This is a genomic window from Sorangium sp. So ce124, assembly GCF_051525235.1.
Taxonomy (GTDB): domain Bacteria; phylum Myxococcota_A; class Polyangia; order Polyangiales; family Polyangiaceae; genus Sorangium; species Sorangium atrum.
This window is the reverse complement of sequence record NZ_CP150312.1, coordinates 420,076-442,339: the sequence shown is the minus strand read 5'-3', so window position 1 is coordinate 442,339 and position 22,264 is coordinate 420,076. Positions and strand designations below refer to the sequence as shown.

Annotated in this window: 14 protein-coding genes; 5 read left to right on the top strand and 9 right to left on the bottom strand. The window is 71.6% G+C overall.

Annotation, left to right across the window (positions count from 1 at the left end; genetic code table 11):
- Window positions 1-180: 180 nt before the first annotated feature.
- Window positions 181-3,600: a DUF2126 domain-containing protein gene (locus WMF19_RS01640; RefSeq protein ID WP_437897466.1), complete on the bottom strand. Its 3,420-nt coding sequence runs from the start codon at window positions 3,598-3,600 to the stop codon at window positions 181-183.
- A gap of 496 nt (window positions 3,601-4,096) precedes the next feature.
- Here WMF19_RS01640 and WMF19_RS01635 point away from each other — a divergent pair, with 496 nt between their 5' ends.
- The 3 genes from WMF19_RS01635 to WMF19_RS01625 all read left to right on the top strand — a co-directional run bounded on the left by WMF19_RS01635 (window position 4,097) and on the right by WMF19_RS01625 (window position 8,828).
- Entirely contained in the window at window positions 4,097-5,980 is a 1,884-nt protein-coding gene (locus WMF19_RS01635) for a serine/threonine protein kinase (RefSeq protein WP_437897465.1), read from the top strand.
- Window positions 5,981-5,990: 10 nt separating this feature from the next.
- On the top strand, window positions 5,991-7,067 hold the full coding sequence (locus WMF19_RS01630) for a hypothetical protein (RefSeq protein ID WP_437897464.1): 1,077 nt from the start codon (window positions 5,991-5,993) through the stop codon (window positions 7,065-7,067).
- A gap of 210 nt (window positions 7,068-7,277) precedes the next feature.
- A complete protein-coding gene (locus tag WMF19_RS01625; RefSeq protein WP_437897463.1) occupies window positions 7,278-8,828 on the top strand; it encodes an ATP-binding protein in 1,551 nt (516 codons plus the stop codon).
- Window positions 8,829-8,895: 67 nt separating this feature from the next.
- Here the strand turns inward: WMF19_RS01625 and WMF19_RS01620 are convergent, their stop codons facing one another.
- The 4 genes from WMF19_RS01620 to WMF19_RS01605 form a co-directional block, all read right to left on the bottom strand.
- Window positions 8,896-9,939, bottom strand: coding sequence for a hypothetical protein (locus WMF19_RS01620; RefSeq protein WP_437897462.1), 1,044 nt, complete (start codon window positions 9,937-9,939; stop codon window positions 8,896-8,898).
- Between the two features lie 180 nt (window positions 9,940-10,119).
- Window positions 10,120-11,250 carry a hypothetical protein gene (locus WMF19_RS01615; protein WP_437897461.1) on the bottom strand — a complete coding sequence of 377 codons (1,131 nt, stop codon included), beginning with the start codon at window positions 11,248-11,250 and terminating at the stop codon, window positions 10,120-10,122.
- Between the two features lie 148 nt (window positions 11,251-11,398).
- Entirely contained in the window at window positions 11,399-12,517 is a 1,119-nt protein-coding gene (locus tag WMF19_RS01610; protein WP_437897459.1) for a hypothetical protein, read from the bottom strand.
- A gap of 17 nt (window positions 12,518-12,534) precedes the next feature.
- Window positions 12,535-14,067, bottom strand: a complete 1,533-nt coding sequence (locus tag WMF19_RS01605) for an RNA polymerase sigma factor (RefSeq protein ID WP_437897457.1) — start codon at window positions 14,065-14,067, stop codon at window positions 12,535-12,537.
- A gap of 124 nt (window positions 14,068-14,191) precedes the next feature.
- Here WMF19_RS01605 and WMF19_RS01600 point away from each other — a divergent pair, with 124 nt between their 5' ends.
- Entirely contained in the window at window positions 14,192-14,884 is a 693-nt protein-coding gene (locus WMF19_RS01600) for a DNA-binding protein (protein WP_272097361.1), read from the top strand.
- An 80-nt stretch (window positions 14,885-14,964) separates the two neighbouring features.
- Window positions 14,965-15,555: a Uma2 family endonuclease gene (locus WMF19_RS01595; protein WP_437897456.1), complete on the top strand. Its 591-nt coding sequence runs from the start codon at window positions 14,965-14,967 to the stop codon at window positions 15,553-15,555.
- A 273-nt stretch (window positions 15,556-15,828) separates the two neighbouring features.
- On the opposite strand, the gene WMF19_RS01590 is transcribed toward WMF19_RS01595, so the two are convergent.
- The 4 genes from WMF19_RS01590 to WMF19_RS01575 form a co-directional block, all read right to left on the bottom strand.
- Window positions 15,829-17,916, bottom strand: a complete 2,088-nt coding sequence (locus WMF19_RS01590) for a Kelch repeat-containing protein (RefSeq protein ID WP_437897455.1) — start codon at window positions 17,914-17,916, stop codon at window positions 15,829-15,831.
- Between the two features lie 125 nt (window positions 17,917-18,041).
- Entirely contained in the window at window positions 18,042-18,623 is a 582-nt protein-coding gene (locus WMF19_RS01585; RefSeq protein WP_437897454.1) for a hypothetical protein, read from the bottom strand.
- Entirely contained in the window at window positions 18,620-20,062 is a 1,443-nt protein-coding gene (locus tag WMF19_RS01580) for a tetratricopeptide repeat protein (RefSeq protein WP_437897453.1), read from the bottom strand. The genes WMF19_RS01585 and WMF19_RS01580 overlap by 4 nt, the downstream gene beginning before the upstream one ends.
- A gap of 95 nt (window positions 20,063-20,157) precedes the next feature.
- Window positions 20,158-22,254, bottom strand: coding sequence for a hypothetical protein (locus tag WMF19_RS01575; RefSeq protein ID WP_437897452.1), 2,097 nt, complete (start codon window positions 22,252-22,254; stop codon window positions 20,158-20,160).
- Between the last annotated feature and the right edge of the window lie 10 nt (window positions 22,255-22,264).

The following is a 22,264-nucleotide window of genomic DNA, read 5'->3' as shown; positions in this document are numbered from 1 at the left end:
TCGCCACAGCGGAGCGGGCCTTGGCGGCGCTCGGCGCCGCCGGCGCCGGGATTTCCGGCGCGGCGCGCCGGGCGTGCGCGCTGGGCCAAAGTGTCACACCCGGCTCGACCGTGAGCGACGGACCTCCGTCCAGGCGAGCCCCCGGCCGCGCTGGGTCTCACCGCAGCGCGGCCCCGCAGCTCACCCCTCGCCTTCGGGCTTCTGCGGCTTGGGCGGCGGCCGGTCCACGGCGTAGCGCCGCAGATCCAGCGTGCAGGGCGCGTCGCCGTGGGCGAACGCCTGCTTCGCTGTCACCGGCCAGGGCGTCGGCCCCTCGATCGTGAACCGCTGCGCGCGCCGCGCCGCCGCCTCGAACCGCGTGAGCGGCGCGGCGTCGAAGGCGCGGCCCTCGGGGTGCCACACGTGGTAGGCGCACGCGCCGATCGAGCGCTTGCCCCACGTGTCCAGGATGTCGATGTGGACGGGGTGGTGGATGCCGAGGTGCGCGTGCAGGCTGTGCGGCGGCGCCCAGGCGCGGAACCGCACGCCGCCCACGTGCTCGCCCGCCGTGCCCGTCGGCCGGAGCGGCAGCACATGGCCGTTCACGAGCACCGTGTGGCGCTCCGGCGTGAGCCCCTGCACGCGCACCTCGATGCGCTCCATCGACGAGTCCACGTAGCGCGACGTGCCCGTCGTCGTCAGCTCCTCGCCGAGCACGTGCCACGGCTCGATCGCGTTGCGCACCTCCAGCACCACGTCGCCGGCGTGCAGCGTGCCCACCACCGGGCAGCGCAGCTCGATGAACGGCCGGTACGCGTCCGCGGGCAGGGCGAGCCCGCGCTGCTTTAGGTGATCCAGCACGTCCTCGAAGTCGCGCCACAGGTAGTACGGCAAGAGGAAGCGGTCGTGCAGCGCCTGTCCCCAGCGCACGAGCCGGCCCGAGTACGGCTCCTCGGCGAACGAGGCGAGCAGCGTGCGGACGAGGAGCGCCTGGGCGACCGCCATCCGGAAGTGCGGCGGCATCTCGAAGGCGCGCAGCTCGATGAGCCCCTGCCGGCCGTGCGCCGTCTGCGGATCGAACAGCTTGTCGATGCTCACCTCGGCGCGGTGCGTGTTGCCCGTCATGTCCACGAGCAGGTGGCGGAACAGGAGGTCCGAGAGCCACGCAGGCTCGTTCTGCCGGCGCTCGAACGCGCGCGAGAGCGCGATCTCCAGCTCGTAGAGGTTCTCGTGGCGCGCCTCGTCGACGCGCGGCGCCTGCGACGTCGGGCCGACGAAGAGGCCGGCGAACATGTACGAGAGCGACGGGTGGTGCTGGTTGAACGTGAGCAGGCTGGCCAGCAGATCCGGCCGGCGCAGGAAGGGGCTCGAGAGCGGCGTCGGGCCGCCGAACGTGAGGTGATGGCCGCCCCCGCTCCCCGCCATGCGCCCGTCGACCAGGTATTTCTCGCAGTGCAGGCCGCTGTGGAGCGACGCGTCGAACACCGTCTCGAGGAGCGACGCGTACGCGCGCACCCCGTCGGAGGGCGGCAGGTTCACCTCGAGCACGCCCGGGTCCGGCGTCACAGAGAAGCGGAGCACGTTCGCGCCGGGAGGGGGCGGGTACCCCTCGAGCAGCACGTCGATGCCCGTCTCCTGCCGGGTCGCGTCGATCGCGGCGACGAGGTCGAAGAAGTCGCCCGGCGAGAGGAGCGGCGGAAGGAAGACGTGGACGAGGCCGTCGCGCGTCTCGACGCAGAGCGCCGTGCGCACGCCGTAGCCCGATCGCCCCGCGGCGGGGGCGGCGCGCTGGGCGTGATGCGCGGCGCGCTCGCCGTCGTGGGCGTGCCGCTGGGCCGCGCGCGCGCGCGCCGTCTCGGCGTGCTCCGGGTCGCCGTCGCCGTCCAGCAGCTCGACGCGGCGCTGCTTCTCGTCCTCCTCGTCGAGCTCGAGATCGCCGCGCCGCGGGTCCTGCGGCGACACGAGCTCCTCGATCGGCGGCGGCGGGGCCACCGCGACGAGCGAGCGGAGCGGGAGGCGCAGGCCGATGGAGCTGTCGCCCGGGAGCAGGAAGAGGTGCCCGCGCCGGAAGCCCCAGCGCTCGCTGATCCACGACCCCCACTGGCGCGCGAGGGGCAGGACGAAGCCGACCTCTCGCCCGAGGCCGCGATCGAGGACCCGCGCGAGGCGCCGCCGCTCCTCCGGGTCGTCGAGGTTCGCCTTGAGCGGGTCGACGTCGGTGGGCAGGCTCGCCTCGTCCTGGAGGTGGCGCCAGGGGTCCTCGAGGGCCGGCATCAGGAAGTCGGCCAGCCCGAGCCGCGACGCGAGCGCGTCGGCGAACTTCCGCGAGAGCTCGACGCCGCGCCCGCGCGACGCGCTGGTCGCCGGATCGGCGTGGCGCGCCTGGGACATCTCGGTCCAGAGCGGGACGCCGTCGCGCCGGCCGATGATCTCGAGCGCCCAGCGGGGCAGGCTCTCGCCGGGGTAGTGCTTGCCGGCGCGGAGCAGCAGGACGCCGCCCGGCGTGATCCGGCGCCGGAGCTCGTGCGCGAGCCGGAGCCCTTGCGACCACTTCGTCGGGCCGAGCGCGCCCTCGGACCACTCGGGCGCGTCCGGGTACTCGCGCGAGTTGAACGTCGGCTCGCCGCCCATGGTCAGGGAGAGGCCCGCGGCGGCGAGCCGCTCGTCCGCGCGATCGGCCACGGACAGGAGCTCCTGCCACACGGGCTCCTCGTAGGGCGTGGTGGGGCGCGGCTCGTGGCCGAGCCGTCCGACCTTCATCTCGAAGGTCACGTCGGTCGCGCGCGTGTCGCTCGTGCCCTCGACCGGCGCCGCGAGCGCGGGCGAGGCGGTGCAGGCGAGCGGGATGTGGCCTTCGCCGCAGAGCAGGCCGCTCGTCGCGTCGAGGCCGATCCAGCCTGCGCCGGGGAGGAAGACCTCGGCCCACGCGTGCAGGTCGACGACGTCGCGGCTCACGCCGCGCGGCTGGTCGGGGATCATCCCCTCGTCCGTGAGCTGCACGAGGTAGCCGCTCACGAAGCGCGCGGCGAGCCCGCGCGACCGGAGCGCCGCGATGAGCAGCACCGCCGAGTCGCGGCAGCTGCCGCGCCCTTGCGCGAGCGTCTCCTCCGGCGTCCAGATGCCGGCCTCCTCGCGGATGACGTACTTGATGCGCCGGTTCACGGCGGTGTTCAGCGCGACGAGGAGCGACACGGTGTCGCCCTTCGAGGGCAGCCCGGCGAGGAACTCATCGAGCAGCGGGCCGCGGGCGAACGACGGGTCGGAGCTGTCGAGGAAGGGGGCCAGGTCCTGCTTGAGCTCGGCCGGATACGAGAACGGGACCTCCTTCGCGCGCTCGTCGAGGAAGGAGTCGAACGGGTTCACGGGGCGCACGCTGACCGCGAGCTCGACAAGGATGTCGAGGTGAGGAACGCGCTCGCCCGCCGGCAAGAGCACCCGCGCGACGTGGTTGCCGTACGGGTCCTGCTGCCAGCGCGCCGCGATCGGCGGGTCGATCTTCAGGCTGTACGACTCGATCTTCGCCTTCGCGTGCGTCGCGGGCCGCAGCCGGATGAGCTGCGGGCCGAGCGAGGCGGGGCGGGGATAGTTGTAACGGGTCCGGTGCTGGATGAGCAGGCGCACGGTGGTTTGTCTCCGGGGGTGGCCCTATCCAACCAGAAGTGCCCCGTTGCGTCTCGCCTTCCGTGACGCGCGTGAGGCGCGCTGCGAGATCGTTTCGAGGACGATTCGGCCAGGGATCGACCGCGTGGCGGCGCGTGGGCGAGAGCGTGTGGCGGCGCGAGCGCGTGGCGGCGCGAGCGCGCGGCGGCGCGAGCGCGTGGCGACGCGAGCGTGACGGCGCGAGCGCGGCGCAGCGCGCGGACGCGACGACACGAGCGTCTGACGGAGAGCGCGAGGCAACGCGACCGCGCAGCAACGCGGGCGTGTGATGGAGCGACCGCACGCCAACGCGGCCTCGCGACGGCGCGAGCCGCGTGACGAAGCGACCGTGTGGCGGCACAAAAACCGCGTGTTATGGCGCCTTTAGCGCCGTTCTGTCCCCCTCGCCGCGCCGCGCCCCGACACCGGCGCCGCCCGCCCTTGCCGTCCGCGGGCGAAGCGGTGATCATCGCCCGCTGTGTCGGGTTCGGAGACGAAACAGCCCTCGCTGCCCCCGGTCGAGCCGGGGACGGTGCTCGCCGGCAAGTACCGCGTCGAGCGGGTCATCGGCCAGGGCGGCATGGGCGTGGTCGTCGAGGCCCGCCACGTCGTGCTCGACGAGCGGGTCGCCCTGAAGTTCCTGCTCCCCGAGTTCACCCTGCACCCCGAGGGCTCGGCCCGCTTCCTCCGCGAGGCGAAGGCCGGCATGAAGATCAAGAGCGAGCACGTCGCCCGTGTTTCGGACGTCGGCACGCTCGAGAACGGCGCTCCCTACATGGTCATGGAGTTCCTGATCGGGAGCGACCTGGCGCGCCTGCTGCGGGATCAAGGCGTGCTCGGCGTCGAGGACGCGATCGATTACATCGCGCAGGGCAGCGAGGCGATCGTCGAGGCCCACGGGCTCGGCATCGTCCACCGCGATCTCAAGCCGGCGAACCTGTTCCTGACGGCGCGCGTCGACGGCTCGCCGCTCGTCAAGGTGCTCGACTTCGGCATCTCCAAGATGGCGACCGGCGCGGTCGACGTCCTGACGGGCACGGACGCGGCGCTGGGCTCGGCCCTGTACATGTCGCCGGAGCAGATGCGGCAGACGCGCTCGGTGGATCACCGGACCGACATCTATGCGCTCGGCGTCTCGCTCTACGAGCTGCTCGCCGGCAGGCAGCCGTACTACGCGGAGACGCTGCCGCAGCTCTGCGCGGAGGTGCTGACGGGCACGCCGACGCCGCTGCGGGAGATCCGCCCCGACGTGCCCGCCGCGCTCGCGGCCGTGCTGGAGAAGGCGTACGCCCGCGAGCGCGAGCACCGGCACGCGTCGGTCGCCGAGCTCATCGTGTCGCTCGCGCCGTTCGCGCCCGCGCGCACGTACACGACCCTGGCCCGGATCGCGCGCATGGGCGGCCTGTCGCTGCACGCCGCGATCCCCGGCGGGCAGCGCGCGTCGCAGCCGTCGTTCCCCGCCGTGGACTCGAGGCTCCCTGGGCCGGCCGCTCGCGAGCCGTCGTGGCCGGAGCTCGCCTCGCATCCGGCCGGGCAGCGCGACACAGCGCAGCCGCGCCCGCCGACGCCGCTCCCGCACGGGACGCCGTTCTCGCAGGCGCCGTCGCCCATCGCCCACGCCTCGACGCCTTACCCGCACCCGTCGTCGCCGTTTTCGCACCCCCCGTCGCCGGGCAACGGCGCCTTCGGGCCTCGCCCTGCCGAGGACGGCAGGCCGAGCCCGATCCCGCCGAACGGCTTCCCGGCGCCCACGCCGCAGCAGCAGATCGTCCCCGGTCCGTACAGCGCGCCGATGAGCTCGCGCGCCGCGGCGACCTTCGCCTCGTCGACCCACCTCGGGATCTCGTCGGACGGGCGCCGGATCCCTGGGCTATCGGTCTCCCCTTCCGCGATCCTCGCGATCGCGCTGATCTCCGCGACCCTCCTCCTGGGCCTCATCGTCGGCAGCGTCTACGTGCTCCGCCGGGGCGGCGCCGACGGGACGGAGGGCACGGCGGCGGCCCCCACGGTCGCCGTGAGCGCGGCGGAGACCGCCGCGCCGGCGCCGGCGCCGACCCCCGAGCGGCCCGCGCCTGCCGCCGCGACGACGACGCCGGACGGGCCGACGATCCGACCGACAGGGGCCGCAGCCGACGCAGCGACGACGGCCGACGCAACGGCGGCGAGCGCCTCCGCTGCCGCGAGCGCCCCCGCGTCGAACGCCGCCGCGGCCGCGAGCTCCCCCGCGGCGTCGCCGAGGACGGCGCCCACCGCCGCTCGGGGAGGCGCGCCCGCGGGGCGCACAGCGCCCGCCGCTCGCCCGTCGCAAGCTGCGACGACGCAGCGCCCTCCCAAGGGCATCGACCTGAACGACCCGCACTGAGCTCACAGCCATGATCCCCTCGACAGTCCATGCCCCCCGCGCGATCCGTCGCGCCCGCCTCGCCCTCGCCGCGGTTTTGCTCGGCTCGGCCGCCCTCCTCGCGCCCTCGAGCGCCGCCGCGCAGGCCGCGAGCGGCGATCCGACGCTCGCCCAGACGTTGTTCGAGGAGGGGCGCCGCCTGATGGAGGCGAAGTCGTACGCGCAGGCGTGCCCCAAGCTGGCCGAGAGCCAGCGCCTGCGGCCCGGCACGGGGACGCTGCTCAACCTGGCCCTGTGCAACGAGGGGCTCGGCAGGACGGCGACGGCGTGGGGGCAGTTCAAGGAGGCGCTCTTCGCCTCGAAGAAGGAGGGCAACGCCGCGCGCGAGGCGTTCGCGCAGGAGCACATCGACGCGCTGGAGCCGAGGCTCTCGAAGATCCAGCTCAACGCGGAGAACACGCCCGGCCTGCTGGTCCGCGTCGACGGCGGCGACATCCCCGCGGCCGCGCTCGGCACGCCGATCCCGATCGATCCTGGGGCGCACGAGGTCGAGGCGACGGCGAGCGGCTACACGGTCTGGTCGACGACCGTCCAGGTCGGCGAGAGCGCCGCTCTGAAGGCGATCGCCATCCCGAAGCTCCTGCCGGTGGCGGCCACGAGCAAGCCCGCCGGGCCGCAGGCTCCGCCGGTCAGCGGCGGCGCCGGCGGCCGGAGCGGCGGGAGCAGCCTGCAGACCGCGGGCTTCGTGATCGGGGGCGCCGGCGCGGCGGTGCTCGGCGTCGGCGCCGTGTTCGGCATCCTCGCCGCGGGGCAGGCGAGCGACGCGGAAAAGGACGAAGCGCTCTGTCCGGAGAAGCTGTGTACGCCGGAAGGTCGCAAGGAGATCGACGCGGCGGAGACCAAGGCGCTCGTGTCCACGATCGGCGTCGGCGTCGGCGTCGCCGCGCTCGCCGCGGGGGCGGTCCTCGTGCTGACCTCGGGCCCATCGAGGGCGGAAGGCGCGAGCGCCGCGGCGGCACGGCACGGCTCGCCGGCGCGGGTGCACGCGCGCATCGTGCCGCTCATCGGCCCGGAGGGCGGCGGGGTCGGGGTGCTGGGCGCGTTCTAGCGCCGGGGCGCGGCGGACGCGGATCGGCCGGGGACCGAAGAGCCGGCGGGCCGAGGGCGGAGGCGCCGGGCCCGGGGGCCGAGGCAGAGAGGTCAGGCCCGGGGGCCGAGGGTGGAGACGTCAGGCCCGGGCCCGGTGACGGTCACTTACGCGCCAATCAGGGGGTGTCCTCACGTGACATCCGCGCCGGCGAGCGCTCGCTTTGTGTCGATGGATGACGCCGGCCCGCTAGCAAAGACCTCCGCTGCCTCCCGGCTCCGCAGCTGCAAGCGCGACGTGCTCGATCGCTGGACGCGCCGGGTGCTCGACGATCCCAGGGCGCCGACGCCGCTGCGGGGCGAGCGCCCGGTGCTCGTCGACGCGGTGCCGGCGCTGCTCGAGCACCTCATCGAGGCGCTCGCTGCGAGCCGGCTCGCCGGCGAGGACGCGGCGCTCCGCGGCGCTTATGAGCGCGTCGAGGACCACGCGCGCCGCTGCGTCACGCGGGGCCGCTGCATCGCGGCGGCGCTGCGGGAGCTATCGCACCTCCGGGCTGCGCTGATCGAGGAGTGCGTCGCCCAGGGCATCGCGCTCGGGGTGGGGGAAGCGCAGGTCCTCCACGCGGTGGTGGACGCGAGCATGTGGACGAGCGCCCTCGAGATCGAGCGGGCGACGCGCGCCGCGCTCGAGGACAGCGGCGCGCGCCTGCGGCTCGCGACGCAGGCGGGCGGCGTCGGCATCTGGGATTACGACACGGTGACCGGCCAGCTGCGCTGGGACGACCGCTGCCGGGAGGTGTGCGGGCTGGAGCCGGCGTCGGACGTCGATTACGAGCTCTTCCTTTCGGCGATCCACCCCGACGATCGCGCGCGCGTGCAGGAGGCCGTGCGGCGCTCGCAGGCCCCGGAGAGCGGCGGCGAGTACAACATCGAGTACCGCCTCGTGGGGCTCCGCGACCGGATCGAGCGCTGGGTCTGCGTGCAGGGGCGCACCTTCTTCGACGCGACCGGGCGCAGCGTCCGGATGATCGGCACGGCGATCGACATCTCCGATCGCAAGCGGGCGGAGGCTGCGAGGCTGGACGATCTCGCGTTTCGCGATCGATTCCTGGCAGCGCTCAGCCATTACCTGCGCACGCCGCTCACGGCGGTCACGCTGGCGTCGAGCACGCTGGTGCGCCACGGCAACCTGACGCCGCGCCAGGCGACGAGCGTCGAGGGCATCGCGGCGAGCGCGCACCGCATGGCGCGGACGATCGAGGACCTGCTCGATCTGACCAGGAGCTGCTTCGGCGACAGCATCCCGATCGCGCGGAGGCCGGGGAACCTCCATGTCCTCTGCAAGGGGGCAATCGACGAGCTCCGGGCGACGCACGCGGGGGTGCCGATCCGGCTCGATCTGCGGGGGAGCGGCGCGGGGCTGTGGGATCCCGAGCGGATCGCCCAGATGGTGACGAACCTCGTGCAGAACGCGGTCGACCACGCCGAGCCCGGGAGCGCCGTGCGGGTGGCGATCCGGCCGCGCGGGGGAGACGTGCTGATCGAGGTGCACAACAAGGGCCCGGAGATCGCGCCGGAGCGGCTCGGGACGCTGTTCGAGCCCTGGCAGCAGGCGTCGCCCGCGGAGGGGCGAGCGAGCGCGGGGCGGGGGCTGGGGCTCGGGCTGTTCATCGCGCATCAGATCGCGCGGGCGCACGGCGGGGCGATCGAGGTGGCGAGCCATGTGGAGCGAGGGACGACGTTCACGGCGCGGCTGCCGCGGAGGGGGGCGGCGAAGGGCTGAGGGGCGGGGGCGAGGCGCGCATAGAATTGCGTGGCGTGAGGTGGCCACAGTGATGCCGCCCTACGGATCAAGTTTGCTCTTCCAGCCGGGCGAGCCGTCCGTCGTCGAGCAGCACCCAGGGGGCGGAAGCCGAGTACGCCTCGGTCCCGGCAATGGGCAGGCTTGGCGCATCCGTGAGCTTGTCGAGTCCCTTGTCCCGTAGCCGCATCCCACGTTCGGTGAGGCGATACACCTCCGAGAGCATGGGGTAGCCAGCATTGGGCGGCTTTGGACCAGGCGCGCGATCCACGGCCGCGCTCGAATCGTGGTCTGCCCAGTGCTCCAGCCGACGTGGCAGAAACAGATCGCCTGTACAGAAAAGGAGATGCCACATGTCTACCAGCGTCTCCGACTTCTGCGCGGCCACGCCCGCCGGAGTCTGCCACTCAGTCGACAGCCGAGAGAGAATGATCTCGTCGAATCGACTCAGGCGCAGGTCTCCCTCCGCAGTCCTTCTTGGAAAGAAGCAGGAGAGGAACGCCCACAGGGGAGCAAGCTCCGGAAAGCCTTCGACGCCAGCCCTGCAGCTCGCTGCGAACGACAAGGGGTTCTCGTCGACGTAGCTGTCCCAGAGGCGAATGGCATGTTCGAGGCGTTCCCCCGACCAGGACTGCGCCTTGCCAAGGCGGTCCAGGAGGGCCTCGTCCGCATGATCGGACACGGACTCGGAGCAGGTAAACGGACGAGCCAACATTTCACGGCTCGCTGCTCTCGACGGTGGAACGGGCTCAAAATCGAGAACGAAGATGTCGTGATGCGCGAACCCGAGATGGCGCAACCAGCCGCAAGTCCTCCAGAGGTTCACCCGCTCGTGAAGGCTCGCCGATACCCACAAGGCGATGGGGGGCTCCCAGTGGACATCCGACGAATAGAGCTTGTCCCATTCTGCGGTCGAATTCCACCACTCACAACGCGCCCGCGCATGTTCCAGAGCGTCCCGACGGCTCGGACCGATGACAAGACGGTCGGACGCGCGCACCACATGGGTCGCGCCAAGCTGCAACAGCCGCTCGGTGGTGAGCCCATCGAAAGCAACATGGGTAGCCCCGCCAAGTTCAACGATGGTCGCCATGCTCAACAGAGTCCACGCTTGCAGCGGTGTCTAAAGTTGTAATCATGGCCTTTCACTGCGGAGCGAGGGACGACGTTCACGGCGCGCCTGCCGCGGCGGGCGGCGGGGGCGAGGCGCTAAGGGGCGGCGAGGGCGGCGGTGCAGTGCGCTCTTGCGAGAGGGCTTCCAGGCGGAAACCAGTCATGACATGCAGCAGAAGGTGGAGGGCGCGCTCGCCTCGAGCTCGCCCACGGGCTCGCCCCCGTGCGGCGCGCACGCGCCCGGCTCGACATCCGCGATCACGGCCGACTTGCTGCCCAGGGCGACGCCGGGAGGCGTTACGACGCAGAACGGGACGCTGGAGCTGACGAGGCTCGACGCGAGCAGGTCCGTGCAGGCGGCGTCGCGGTACACGGAAGCCATGAGGGTGCACGAGGCGCCGGTCGGATCGCCGCAGCCGCAGGGGGTGCACTCGCGGCCATCGATCACGTCCTCGAAGAAGACATGCCTGACGGCGTACCCCTCCGGACAGCTGGCGTCGTCGCCCTCGTGGTAGACGCAGGTCAGGAAGCCCGACGGCGCCGCTGGCACGCATGTCGTCGCGTCCTCGCACGCGGTGTACGCGCCGGCGAGGCACGCCCTGGCCCGCGTCGCCCACGGATCGAGCCTGGGGACAGGCGGCGGCGTGTCGAGGCGCGGCGTGCATGCGCCGGTCATGACCGAGGGCGCCGCGATCGTGAGCGACTGCACGCAGGGCTCGCCGTTGCAGAGCTGATCTTCAGGGATCGGGTTCGCCGCGGTGCACGCGCCGTCCCAGCCGTCGGGCGCGGCGAAGGAGGTCATCACGGTGCCCGGCCCGTCGCCGGGGCACGCGGACGAGGATGCGGCCCAGCCGGTGGGGAGCGCGCACGAGGCTTCGGGCGGATCGCACGCGCAGACCGCGCAGTCCATCGGCGGCTGCTGGAGATCGGCGAAGCCTTCGTAGCCGAGCGTTGGCGCGTCGGCGGGGCAGTCGGGAACAGCCTCCTCCGGACCGAACCAGAGCAGCGCAGGGCCAAACCAGCCGAGCGGCGCGGGCGGGGTGCACTGGCCGGAGCACAGCGAGCTGTGCATGTCGCCGCCGGAGCCACCCTGGCCGCCGGCGCTGGTCTCGCCGCCGGCGCCGCCCTGGCCGCTAGCACCGCCCTCACCGCCCTCACCGCCGGCGCCAACCCCCGAGCAATAACCCAGTCTGATCTCTTCGGGTGTACAGGGCCCCGTGATGATGATGGGCTCCTGCTCGCAGCCAGCGATGAGCAGCAGCCCTGGAAGGACGAATCGTGCCGTGCGCATAGCTGAAACCTTACTTGAGCGCCGTTCTTCAGCGCAAGGCGAATGACGTACGACGACTTTCATGAACACCATTCCATGAAGCGAGAGGAATTTCTCTTTCCGCGCCAATCTGCCGAAGCGTTTTGCCGCGCTCACGATCGAATCACCCTCAGAAGCGCGCTTGTAAACCGATGCCGAGTGCCACGGCGAGAGCAGGCGCGCGCCAGACGGGGCGCTCGGGCTCAGGAGCGCCTGGGTGGCGAAGAATGGCGGCTCCGGCCACAGGACGAACGACATCCGCGTGTGCTCGGGCCGATAAATTTTCTGACAGAGGCCACTCGATACCCGCCCGTGCACCGAATCCACTGTGGAGATTCAGCCGTGATGTCGCGTTTAACGGAACGTTGGGAGCCGCATGGAGTATGCCGAGCTCGGCGAGGCCGCACGCGAACAGGCTGCGGCGGTCGAGACAGAAGACGACATCCGTCGTGAGGGTGGAGACCGACACGTCGACGGCTTCGACGTTTCCCGACAGCGAGGCGAGCCCGCGGACCTCCAGCGTAACGGACCACGCCGGCCAGCGTGCCCCGAAGGACAGCGCTGGCCCACCGGCAACGCCTGGTGTCATCCCGAGGCCCGTCACAGCGCCGAGGCCGGCCACCCAGGAGAGGCGACCTGCCGGAATCCGCGGCAACGCGCTGCTCCGGGGCGGCGCGCGCACCGGCGGCGCCGTGCGCGGGGGTGGTGGCGGCGCATGGGCTGGCTGCGGCGGGCAGGGCCGATCCGGCGAGCAGGGCTCCTCGGGCGGCGCGGGCGGCGAAGCGGGCTTCGCTGGCACCCCAGGTGGTGCGGCGAGCTCGGCGGCGTCGTCGAGCAGCACGGCGATGGACAGGGCCATGGCGGTGACGAGCACCTTGCAGTCATCGTAGGCGCTAAACCCGTCGAACCAGCGTCCGTGACCGTCGCCGTCGCGGAGGAACATCGAGGCGGCGAGCTTGCCGCGCCGGCGCTCGATGGACGCCGTCATCGTGAACGCAGCCTCCGCGTCATAGGGGTCGACCCCTCCCATCGCCCGGACCGTCTCCGCGCGCAGGAGCTGCTCGTCCGGGCACTCCTCGGCGCCTGGCCCACGGATGAACTCGAGCCGCACCCGGAGCGGCGTGGCCGGGGGCTCGGCCCGGACCGGCGCGACCCCGGCGGCCGAGATCGCGGCCGCGGCCATCGAGGCGAGCGCTGCGCGTGCTGCCCGCTTCCTGCGCGCGCCCTCGTCGTGAGATCTCCCGCGCATCGGCCTCGTCCGCGCGGTCACGGAAGCGTCTGCCCCGCCGCGCTGCCGGCCGGCGCTGCCTGCGCCGCCGTGGCCTTCGATCGCAGCCGCTCGCGCGTCAGTTTGAGCCGCCCCTCGGGGAACCGCTGCTCGTGGGCGGCTATGCGCTCCAGCGCGGTCGCTCTATCGCCTTGCAGCAGCGCCTGCCTGGCGGCGGCGAGCAGCTGCAGCTCGTCGGCGAGCGGCTCTCGATCCTGGTCGGAGGGAGCGTGCTGCTCCGGCGCGGCGGGTTTGCGCGGGCGGGAGACGCCCGCCCGCGCGGGCGTGGGCGCGCGAGAGGGTGGAGCTTCCTTGTCCGAGATGGCATCGGCTCGCGGCGCATCGGAGCGCGGCCTTCCCCCGGGACTCGTCGCCGGCCGCGCATCGAGGTCGACCGCACGCGAGAGGAGGAGCGGTGTCGCGATCGGGCCCAGGCGGTTGGCCCAGAGCGCCGGCGCTGGCGCGAGCGCGGCGAACAGCGCGGCGCCGCCGATGCCTGCCGTCGCCCACGCCAGCGCCGGGAGGATGAACCGGGCGAGCGCCGGGCGGACGAACCGGGCGAGCAGACGCGCGAGACGCGCGGCGCGCCCGGATCGATCTGCGAGATCCTGGGCTTCGACATCGCTCGGCAGCTCGGGACGGGCCGCGAGCGCGCTCGTCTCGACGATGGCGGAGGCGCCGGAGTGGACGGCCGGCGACGCGGCGGTAGAGCGCGAGGAGGCGAGGGAGAAGAGCGGGACCATGAGCAGGCCGGACCGGAGCGCTCGCTGCTCCTCGGGGCGCAGGCGCTTCACGGCGGCGCGGAAGTCTTCGCGCGCGAGGCGCAGCCGACTCGAAGCGGTGTTCTCGTTGAGCTCGAGGGAGCGCGCGATCTCGCGCACCGGGATCTCGACCATGTCGGCCATGATCAGGATGGCGCGCCGCTCGGGCGCGATCGTCGCCAGCAGGCGGGTCGCGATCGCGATCCGCTGGTTCGTGGCGATGCGCTGCTCGCTGCTCGGCGCGACGTCGGCGCCCTGGAAGCATGCCTCGTCTGAAAGGCCCATTGGCACCTCGAGGCGCCGATAGGTGCGCTCCAGATGGCGCCGGACCTTTCGCCAGGCGATCCCGAAGAGCCAGCTGGACTCGGCTCGCCAGCGTGGGCCGAGGCCGTGCGGGCGCGATGGCCGAGAGGGATCGCGCGGCGCCGGCCGAGGGAGCGACGCGGGGTCGTCCTGCTCCTGCTGCTCCTGGGCGGCATCCTCGGCGACCGCTGGCACGGCGGACGCGAAGTGCTGGAGAAGCGGCGAGGCGGCCGGCGGCAGGGAGGCAGAGCCGGGCGCCGAGGCGGGATAGGCGGGGTTGTACCGGGGAAGGCTGGTGTACGCGCCCAGGAGGACCTCCTGGGAGAGGTCGTCGATGTCGTCCTCGGCGACGCCGAGGTAGCGGAGCATCCCCGGGAGCACGTGGACGGCGGTCGCGTGCATGGACGTCCAGGTGCTGTGCTGGACGAGATCGGCGGGAGGGGGCGGGACGGGAGAGAGAGGGCTCATGCTTAGAATTGCGGGGGATTCTTGGGATCGTCACGGAATCGACGGGGGCTGGCGCCAAGGGGCGACATGCAGCGCTCCGGGGCCATGTCTTGTCCCTGGGGGACGGCACGGCTAGGGACGGGGAATGCGCAAGACCGTTTCGACTCGCAGCATCGTCTCGATCGCCATCACCGCATGCGTCCTCGCGACGACGGCCTGCAGCTCTGACGAAGAGTCGCCTGCTCCGGACGAGGAGGTCGTGGTCGCCATCTCCGAGGCCCGCGGCCTGGCCGAAGGCTCCACGGCGACGATCGAGGGTGTCGTGACCGTCGCGCCCGGCACATTCAATTCGGCGACCGGCGAGCAGGGCTTCGCCCTGCAGGACAACACCGGGGGCGTCTACGTCAGCCTACCCGACGCGCTCGATCTCGGCCTCGATACCCGGGTGCGTGTCACGGGGACGCTCGGGCAGGCGGCCCAGCAGACGGTGCTCAACGCCAAGGCAGCCTCGGTCACGGAGCTCGGCGAGGCCGGAGCCGTCGGCCCGAAGGACGTGACGACCGGAGCGGTCGGAGAGCCCGTCGAGGGCCTGCTGGTGAGCGTGGGCGGCCGCGTGACCAAGGCCGTGGAGGACGACCAGCCCTACGGCTTCAAGGTGTACATCGACGACGGCTCGGGCGAGATCCAGGTCTTCGTGCATATCGTGGACGGGCAACCCGTCATCGACACCGCGTCGCTTGCGGTCGATCAGGACATCACGGTGATCGGCCTCGCCGCGCAATACGAGACGACCTACGAGGTCGCGCCGCGCTTGGCAGGAGATCTCGTGGCGCAATGAGCGAGCCGGGCGGCGCGCCAACCCGACCCTGCGCCTCACCGCCTTGCCCCGCTGTGCGCCCCCGCGCAGACTTGGCCCCTATGCGCCAAGCCGCCGAGAAGCAGCGCCGCGCCATGTACGCCGACCTCGAAGCCGTTCCGTCGCACCAGGTGGCGGAGCTCGTCAGCGGCACCCTGCACGTGTTCCCTCGGCCGGCACCGCGACATGCACGGGCGTCGTCCAGGCTAGGCATCAAGCTGGGCGGACCGTTCGACCTGGGCGACGGAGGGCCCGGCGGCTGGCACATCATCGACGCGATCGAGCTGCGCTTCCCCGACCCGGACGCGCCGGGCGAGCTCGACGCGCTCGTGCCCGATCTCGCCGGCTGGCGCCGCGAACGCATGCCCGAGATGCCCGACACGGCGTACTTCGCGCTCGCCCCGGACTGGATCTGCGAGGTGCTTTCCCCTTCGACGGAGGGCGTCGACCGCGACGACAAGATGCCGATCTACGCACGCGAGGGCGTGCGGCACGCGTGGCTGGTCGACCCGATCGCCCGGACGCTGGAGGTCTACGTGCTCGGCGCGGATCGCGGCTGGGGGCCCGCCGTCGTCCACCGCGACGCCGCCCGCGTCCGCGCCGAGCCCTTCCACGCCATCGCGCTCGATCTCTCGGTCCTCTGGGCGAGGTGACCTGCAGCCGCGCTGACCTGTCCGAGCCGAGCCCGTCGCCTGTACGCACGCCGCCCGACGGACAAAGTGCCGTCCCGGCGTTCTCCCCTCTCATTTCCCTGGTTTCTTGGCGTCCTAGGCGTTTTGGCGGTTCATCTTCTTGCTGTTTGCATGCGGTTTCAACCCGATTGCAGCTCCACGGGGAGGCCGAGCCGCAGGAGAGCATCGCGGTCGGTCCACCGGCCGGGATGTCGAGGTGCCCTCCGGGCCCATCGCATCTCCTGAGTCATCCCATCACCTGCCTCCGGATCGCCGCCGGCGCAGCCCCAGCACGCCAAGGAGTGAGAGCGCTCCGAGCCACCGCGGGGGAGCCTGGCCAGGGCTCGCGACTCGGCAGCTCATCGACGTGTCGCCGCCGCCGTCCGGAGCGCCGGCGCCAGCGCCGCCGCCTCCAGCGTGGTCTCCATCGCCGCCTGAGCTTGGCTCTGGATCGCCGCCGGACGACTGCGAGGTGCTGCCAGCGCCGTCGCTGCTGCTGCCACCTTCGCCGGCGCTTCCAGCGGTGCCGCTGCCACCGGCGCCAGCGCTGCCTCCTTCACCAACGCTGCTGCCACCGGCGCCAGCGCTGCCATCGGCACCGCCGCTGCCACCGGCGCCAGCGCTGCCTCCTTCACCAACGCTGCTGCCACCGGCGCCAGCGCTGCCTCCTTCACCAACGCTGCTGCCACCGGCGCCAGCGCTGCCTCCTTCACCAACGCTGCTGCCGCCGGCGCCAGCGCTGCCTCCTTCGCCTCCGCTGCCGCAAATGTCGACGGCGCCTGCTGCGCACGCGCCCGCCTGGCAAATGTCGCCATCGGTGCACGCATCCCGATCGTCACAGGCGGTGCCCGTGAGCGGCGCACAGCGACCGTCCTCGGAGGCGCCGGCGACCACCACGCAAGCATCGCAAGGGCCGGCGTCACAGGCGGCATCGCAGCAGACCCCATCCACGCAGAAGCCGCTGTCGCAGGAGGCGCCATCGTCGCACGGCGCGCCGAGCGGAGACGTGGAAAGCACGTAGAGCTCCGCGTTGGTCGTCGAGACGAGCCCGGGGATGACGACGATGTCGACGACGTCGCCGCCGGCGATCAACACCGCGCCGTCGAGGAGCTGCGTGGCCGTGTGGCCAGCCCGGGGGAGCCTCATCGGCGCGGCCGGGGTCCAGCGCTGGGCGACCGGATCGAACATCCACACGGCACCAGAATACTTGTAGTAAACAGGGCAGTCCCACGGATGAGAAGTACCGATACACGCCTCGGAGTTGGTCTCGGGCGTGTAGCCGCCCGTGAACAATGCGCGGCCGTCCCGCAGCGCCGTGAGCGCCGGCGACACGAGCCCGCTCGCGGCCGGCAAGGCGAACGGCGGCATCTCGGTCTGGGTGTCCGTGACCGGGTCATAGACGCTGGAAAAGGCGTCGGGGCCATCGTGGCGCAGGATCATGAGCACCTTGCCGTCCGACAGCGACACGATGTCCTTGAAGCGGAGAGACGGCCCCAGGGTCCATGTCGCCGAGACCGGATCAAACAGCTCGGAGCGGGAGACACCATCGCTGACGAGGACCCTGCCGTCCTTCAGCGAGATCGCGCCGCGAACCGCGTTCATCGCGGTCAGCATGGGCGTGGTCGCCGACCATGTGTTGGTGGCAGGATCGTAGATCTCGGCGACGCCGCGGCTCGGAGAGGGTCCCTGCAGGACCCTCCCGCCGGCGACGAGCACACGGCCGTCTGCCAGCATGGCTGTGCCGCATGTCGAAGCGGCGCGAGCGGTGGGCATCCGGGCCGTGGAGGTCCACACATCGAGCGCGGGATTGTAGAGCTCGAACGAGACCCCCGACGCGACGAGCACACGGCCGTCCTGGAGGACCATGACGCGGGAGGCCGGCACGGAACCGGTGATCGCCCTCGGCGCGGCCGGAGCCCATGTCCCTGTCGCCGGATCGTACAGCGCCGTGCTGGTCAGGAGCGTGTCCTCGAACAACCTGAGAGGCTCGGGCTCTACGAGGATCCGCGTCGCGCCCCCGAAGACGAGGACCTTACCGCTGTGGAGCACGACGGCGTCGTGGTCGACCCGGGGCTCGGCCATCGTGGAGGTCGCGGCGTCGGCGGGCGGATCCTCGCCGGCCGGTTCGAGGAGGGGCGGATCGCGCCAGAGGCCAGCCGGCCCCCTTCCCACGTCGTCGCCCTGCGCGCAGCCGGCCAGGGCCGCGGTGAAGAGAGCGATCGCCGCTGGCCACACGGGCAAGGGCAAGCCCCCGGCCCCCGCCGCCGGGCCCCGGAAGCCAGGGCTGCTCCTGCTGCCAGGCTCGCTGTCCCGCGAGCCTCGATACGATTGAAGCGTTCGCATCCCGTAAGCTCCTGCGCCCGTTGCCGCGTCGGGCTGCAGGTCGTCGGGTGCGCCGGGGCTCGACCAAATTCATCCGTTCAATCGAGGGGGCCCTGCCAAGAGACCGGCCCGAACCCATCTCGGGATCAGCGCTTCTTGCTCGGCTCGCGCGCCGGATCGAGCTCCTGGAAGGGCAGCGGGGGCCGGGGGACGAACCGGCTCATCTCGGCGGTCCCGTGGAGGTTCCGCAGCGCGCCGGGCGCCGGCTCCGCGGGCGGAGCGGGCCACGGCGCGCTCGCGGCCTCCCGGGGCGCGCTCGCGGCCTCGTCGCGCAGGTACGACGGCCGCTCCGCCGCACGCTCGCCCTCGAACGCGCGCGCGCCGTCGATGTCCCCCTGCTGGGCCACGGGCTCGCCGAGCGACTCGATGCGCGGCGGGAACTCGCGAAGTCGCCGCTCCTGGGTCGCGAGGGCCTTCGCGAAGCGCGTCAGGATCTCCGGCTCGTCGCGGGCGAGCGCGCTGCTCATCGCCGTGCCCCAGCCGCGCGTCGCCGCGTCCCAGCGCGCCGGCTGGACGCCGAGCCGGAGCAGCACCTCGGTCGCGCGCGCCGCGGGGAAGTGGCGGCGATAGGCCATCACCTCCGCGTAGCGCTCGATCGTGAGCCCCTCGATCTGCGGTTCGCGCTGGTGCGCGCGCCCTGCCTGCCGCCCTCGCTCTGCCGCGCTCATCTCGGTTCCTCTGTCGCGGCGCCGCGCGCCTTGCGCTTCGCCAGCCGCTGCTCGCGCTCCTTCACCCATTTCGGGGTGTGGAGCGCGGGGTTCTTCAGCCACCCGCACGCCTCGCGATCGCCTCGATCGCACGCGAGCTGCGCGGTCTCGCGCGCCTTCTTCGGGTCCCTGGGCACGCCCCAGCCCTTGTCGTGGAGCAGGGCGTAATCGAGGCAGCTCGGACTGCTATCGCCATTGCATGCCTCGCGGAGACGCTCGGCGCCTTCGCGCATCCCTTCTCCCTCCCGTACCTCCTCGCCGTCGTGGGAGATGAGCCAGACTCCGAGGGTACGGCATGCATTCCTGTCGTGCCAGCCGCAGGCTCTTCGCCGGAAATCGAGCGATTTTTGGATATCGCGTCCCGTCCCCTCCCCGTTGAGATAAAGTGTACCGAGGATGTCGCAGGCAGGCGTATAGCCGAGCGCGCAGCTCCGCTCGGTGAGCACGAACGTCTTGCGCGGATCCTTCGGCACGCCGTAGCCGAATTTGTAAAACCTGGCGAGCTCGAAGCAGGAGGGCTCAGCGCCGCCTCGGCACGCGATCTCGAACAGCGCTGCTGCGGCCACGTAGTCTCTGTCGCCTTGCTCTCCCTCGTCGTACATCAGCCCGAGATCGTTACATGCGGCGATGTTGTTGCGGGTTCGGCAGAGCTCGCCGAGGACGCTCCGCGCGTTGGTGATATGCTCTTTGGCGACCAGGTTGCAAAATCGGCCCGTGTCCTCGCAGGCGGCCTTGCGTAGCGCCACCTGACGTTTGGCGAACTCGTTGACCCGCGCCCATCTCTCATGCTCCTTGATGTCGCCGAGGGCGGGGAGGTCCGCGCGGGCCCACATCTCGGCTGCATGGCCGCAGCTCCATTCGTTGCCCATGGCGCATCCTCTTGCGAGGAGCGCGGATCCCTTGGCCTGATCTTCCGGCACATGGATCGCCGTGAAATGGATCGCCCCCAGCGTACCACAGGACTTGGGATCATCGGCGTCGCAGGCGCGCTCCAGGAGCTTGATCGCGGCGGTGAACTCCTCGTCCGTGTGCGCCTCGATGCCCGGCTCGCTCCGGAAACGGAGGTCGGCCAGGCGACCGCAGGCAGGTTGATATCCGGCGTCGCAGGCTTTGGTATAGAGCGCCGCTGCGCGCGGATAGTCCCTCTCCAGCGCGCCGCCGAGGTAGAGCTGCGCGAGGCGCTCACAGCCGCTTTGCTCACCGCCGTTGCACGCCTTCTCGAGCACGGTCGCCGCCTCTTTGGGATCGGCCTGCGTCCGGATCTCCCCGACGCGGACGCAGCTCGCGAGCGCGCCGTGATTACACGCCGACGTGCACTCCTCGATCGTGGCGCTCTTCGCGCAGTCTTTCGGGCTTGCTGGCGGAGCGCTCGCCGTCGCTGCCGCCGTGGGGCGTGTCACCGCGGGCGGTGCGGACCGAAGCGGTCGGGGCGGCGGCGTTCCAGAGCAGCCGAACACGAACATGAGTCCGGTAAGCAGAGACGCTACCACCGATCTCATGCGAGCTCCACCTCACCCGGCGTCCTCGGTTCGTCGTCGATCATGCTCATCCTGAGCTCTTCGGCGTGGTCATCGTCGGTCGCGATGGGCTCGGCGTCATGCTCGCTCGCGCTCCTCGTGTCCTCGCCGTCACGGAACAGCGATGGAATCGTGATGTCGATATCGCTGTAACGGTCGTCGAAGCGCTCGCCGTTCCAGGGCACCTCGAGCTTGGGATCGCGCCCCTGCCGCGCCACGGGCGCCACGCTGTCCTTGATCGCGTTCGGCAACGGGTTGCCCTGGATCTGCTCGTTCGTCACCCCGAAGCTGAGCTCCGACCGAGCCCGGCTCCAGTAGAGCGCGCCTCCTCGGTCGTCGTTCGTGAGGATGATCTGCGCCACGTAGTCCTCACCGTAGCGGAGCCCTGGCGCGGGCGGGGGATCCTTCTTCGTCTTCTTCGCTTGCTCCTTGTCGAACCTCATGCGGCGGATGACGGACACGTCGCGTGCCATCTCCGAGAGCTTCCGGCTCCGTGCGCCCTTGGTCCACATCATCCTCGCGAGCTCCATGCGCGGGATGTAGATGATCCACCAGGGCTGGAGGCTGGTGAACCCGGGGGTGTTGCGCAGGGACCATGCGCACTTGCTCACCCAGAAATTCTGCCCATCGTCATCGTACATCCGCATGAGCTTGCTGACGAACAGCACATGCCGATCGCTGAGCTCGGGCCCAGGGCGGCGCTCCGCGATCACGAGGCGCATGAGGCTGATGGGCCGCGCGCGGCGGATGTGGTCGGCCATGGTGTCGAGCGCCACGGGGGCCCTCGGCAGCACGCCCATCCCGCAGAAAACGTTGCCTGGCGGGGCCGCGGTGAGGGAGATGCCATCGTAGATCCCCTCCTTGCCGAGCGGGTCCATCACGGTGTCCCCTACGTGCCTGTCGAGCGGGTGGCCGTTGCTGGTGTCGAACTTCTGGATCCGCTTCTTGTCCTTGCTCACGCGGAGCACGAAGAAGATGTGAGATCCCTTGCGCTGTCCGGTCGCGGGGAGGGGCACGCCGACGAGCATGTTCGCGGCGTCTGACTCCGACGTCGGTGTCGAGGGAGTAAAGTTCAGCTCCTCCACCTTCGTGAGCTGTTCCGTCGGATCATCGACTTGCCGCTTCGGCGTCCCGTACTGCGACTTGCGCTCGGTGATGTCGTTCAGCGTCCTTTCTCTGAATTGGGCCTTGATCGCGGGCGCGCCATGCGCATCGGTCTCGATCCACCCGATGGGAACGAAGCCGGTCACCATCTTGTTGTCCCCGAAGGGGTTATAGCAGTAGATCGTCCCGGGGCCGATCGGCGGCGTCTTCTCCAGGCCAGCAGCGACGTCGAGCGTCGCCTCCTTGGTCGGATACCACTTGCCGCCCGCGAACTGCCCGGCGTCGAAGATGGGGCGTCCGGGGTTCTGGCCCGCCGCCCAGCCGGCGCCATTCAGGTGCTGCTCGAGCGTGAAGCCCCGCATGATCGTTCCGTACGTGGCATTGTGCTCACACGCGCAGCAGATCGAGATGGCCGGGTCGTCGTTGTCCTCCATCGCCGACTCGATCCTGCGACCGTCCTTCTCGATCTGCTTCTCGAAGATCTGAACCTCGAGCCAGGTCGCCGGCGCGGTCGCCTTCTTGCGCACGCCCCACACCTTCTGGCTCATGTAGTCGATCGACGTCTTCTGCATCCGCGAGAAGATGAACGAGTCCCACTTCGAATCCCCGAAGTAGCATTGCCCCGGCCCCCCGTACCGCTGGCCGAACATCGCCTCGCTGAGCGCCTTGGCCCAGGCCTCCTCGGCGGGGTCGTCGACCCACTCGTCCTCGCCGTCCGTGCCCGGCGGGCCGGCCCACGCGTCGTCGAGAGGGGCGTGGATCCGCGCGTCGATGTGGGCGAGGATCTGCTCGATGCTCGTCGCGTCGGTGAGATCCAGCTCGTGCGCCGGGAACTCCGGCGCGCCCGTGGTCCCGTCGGGGTAGTCGACGGGCGTCATGTTGAGGCACGTCGTGAGCCGCGGCGGCTCGGCCTCGAACGCGGCTGGCGGCGAGGCGTGGCCAGGGCCGCCTGCGGGGACCTTGACTCCCATCGGTGCGCTC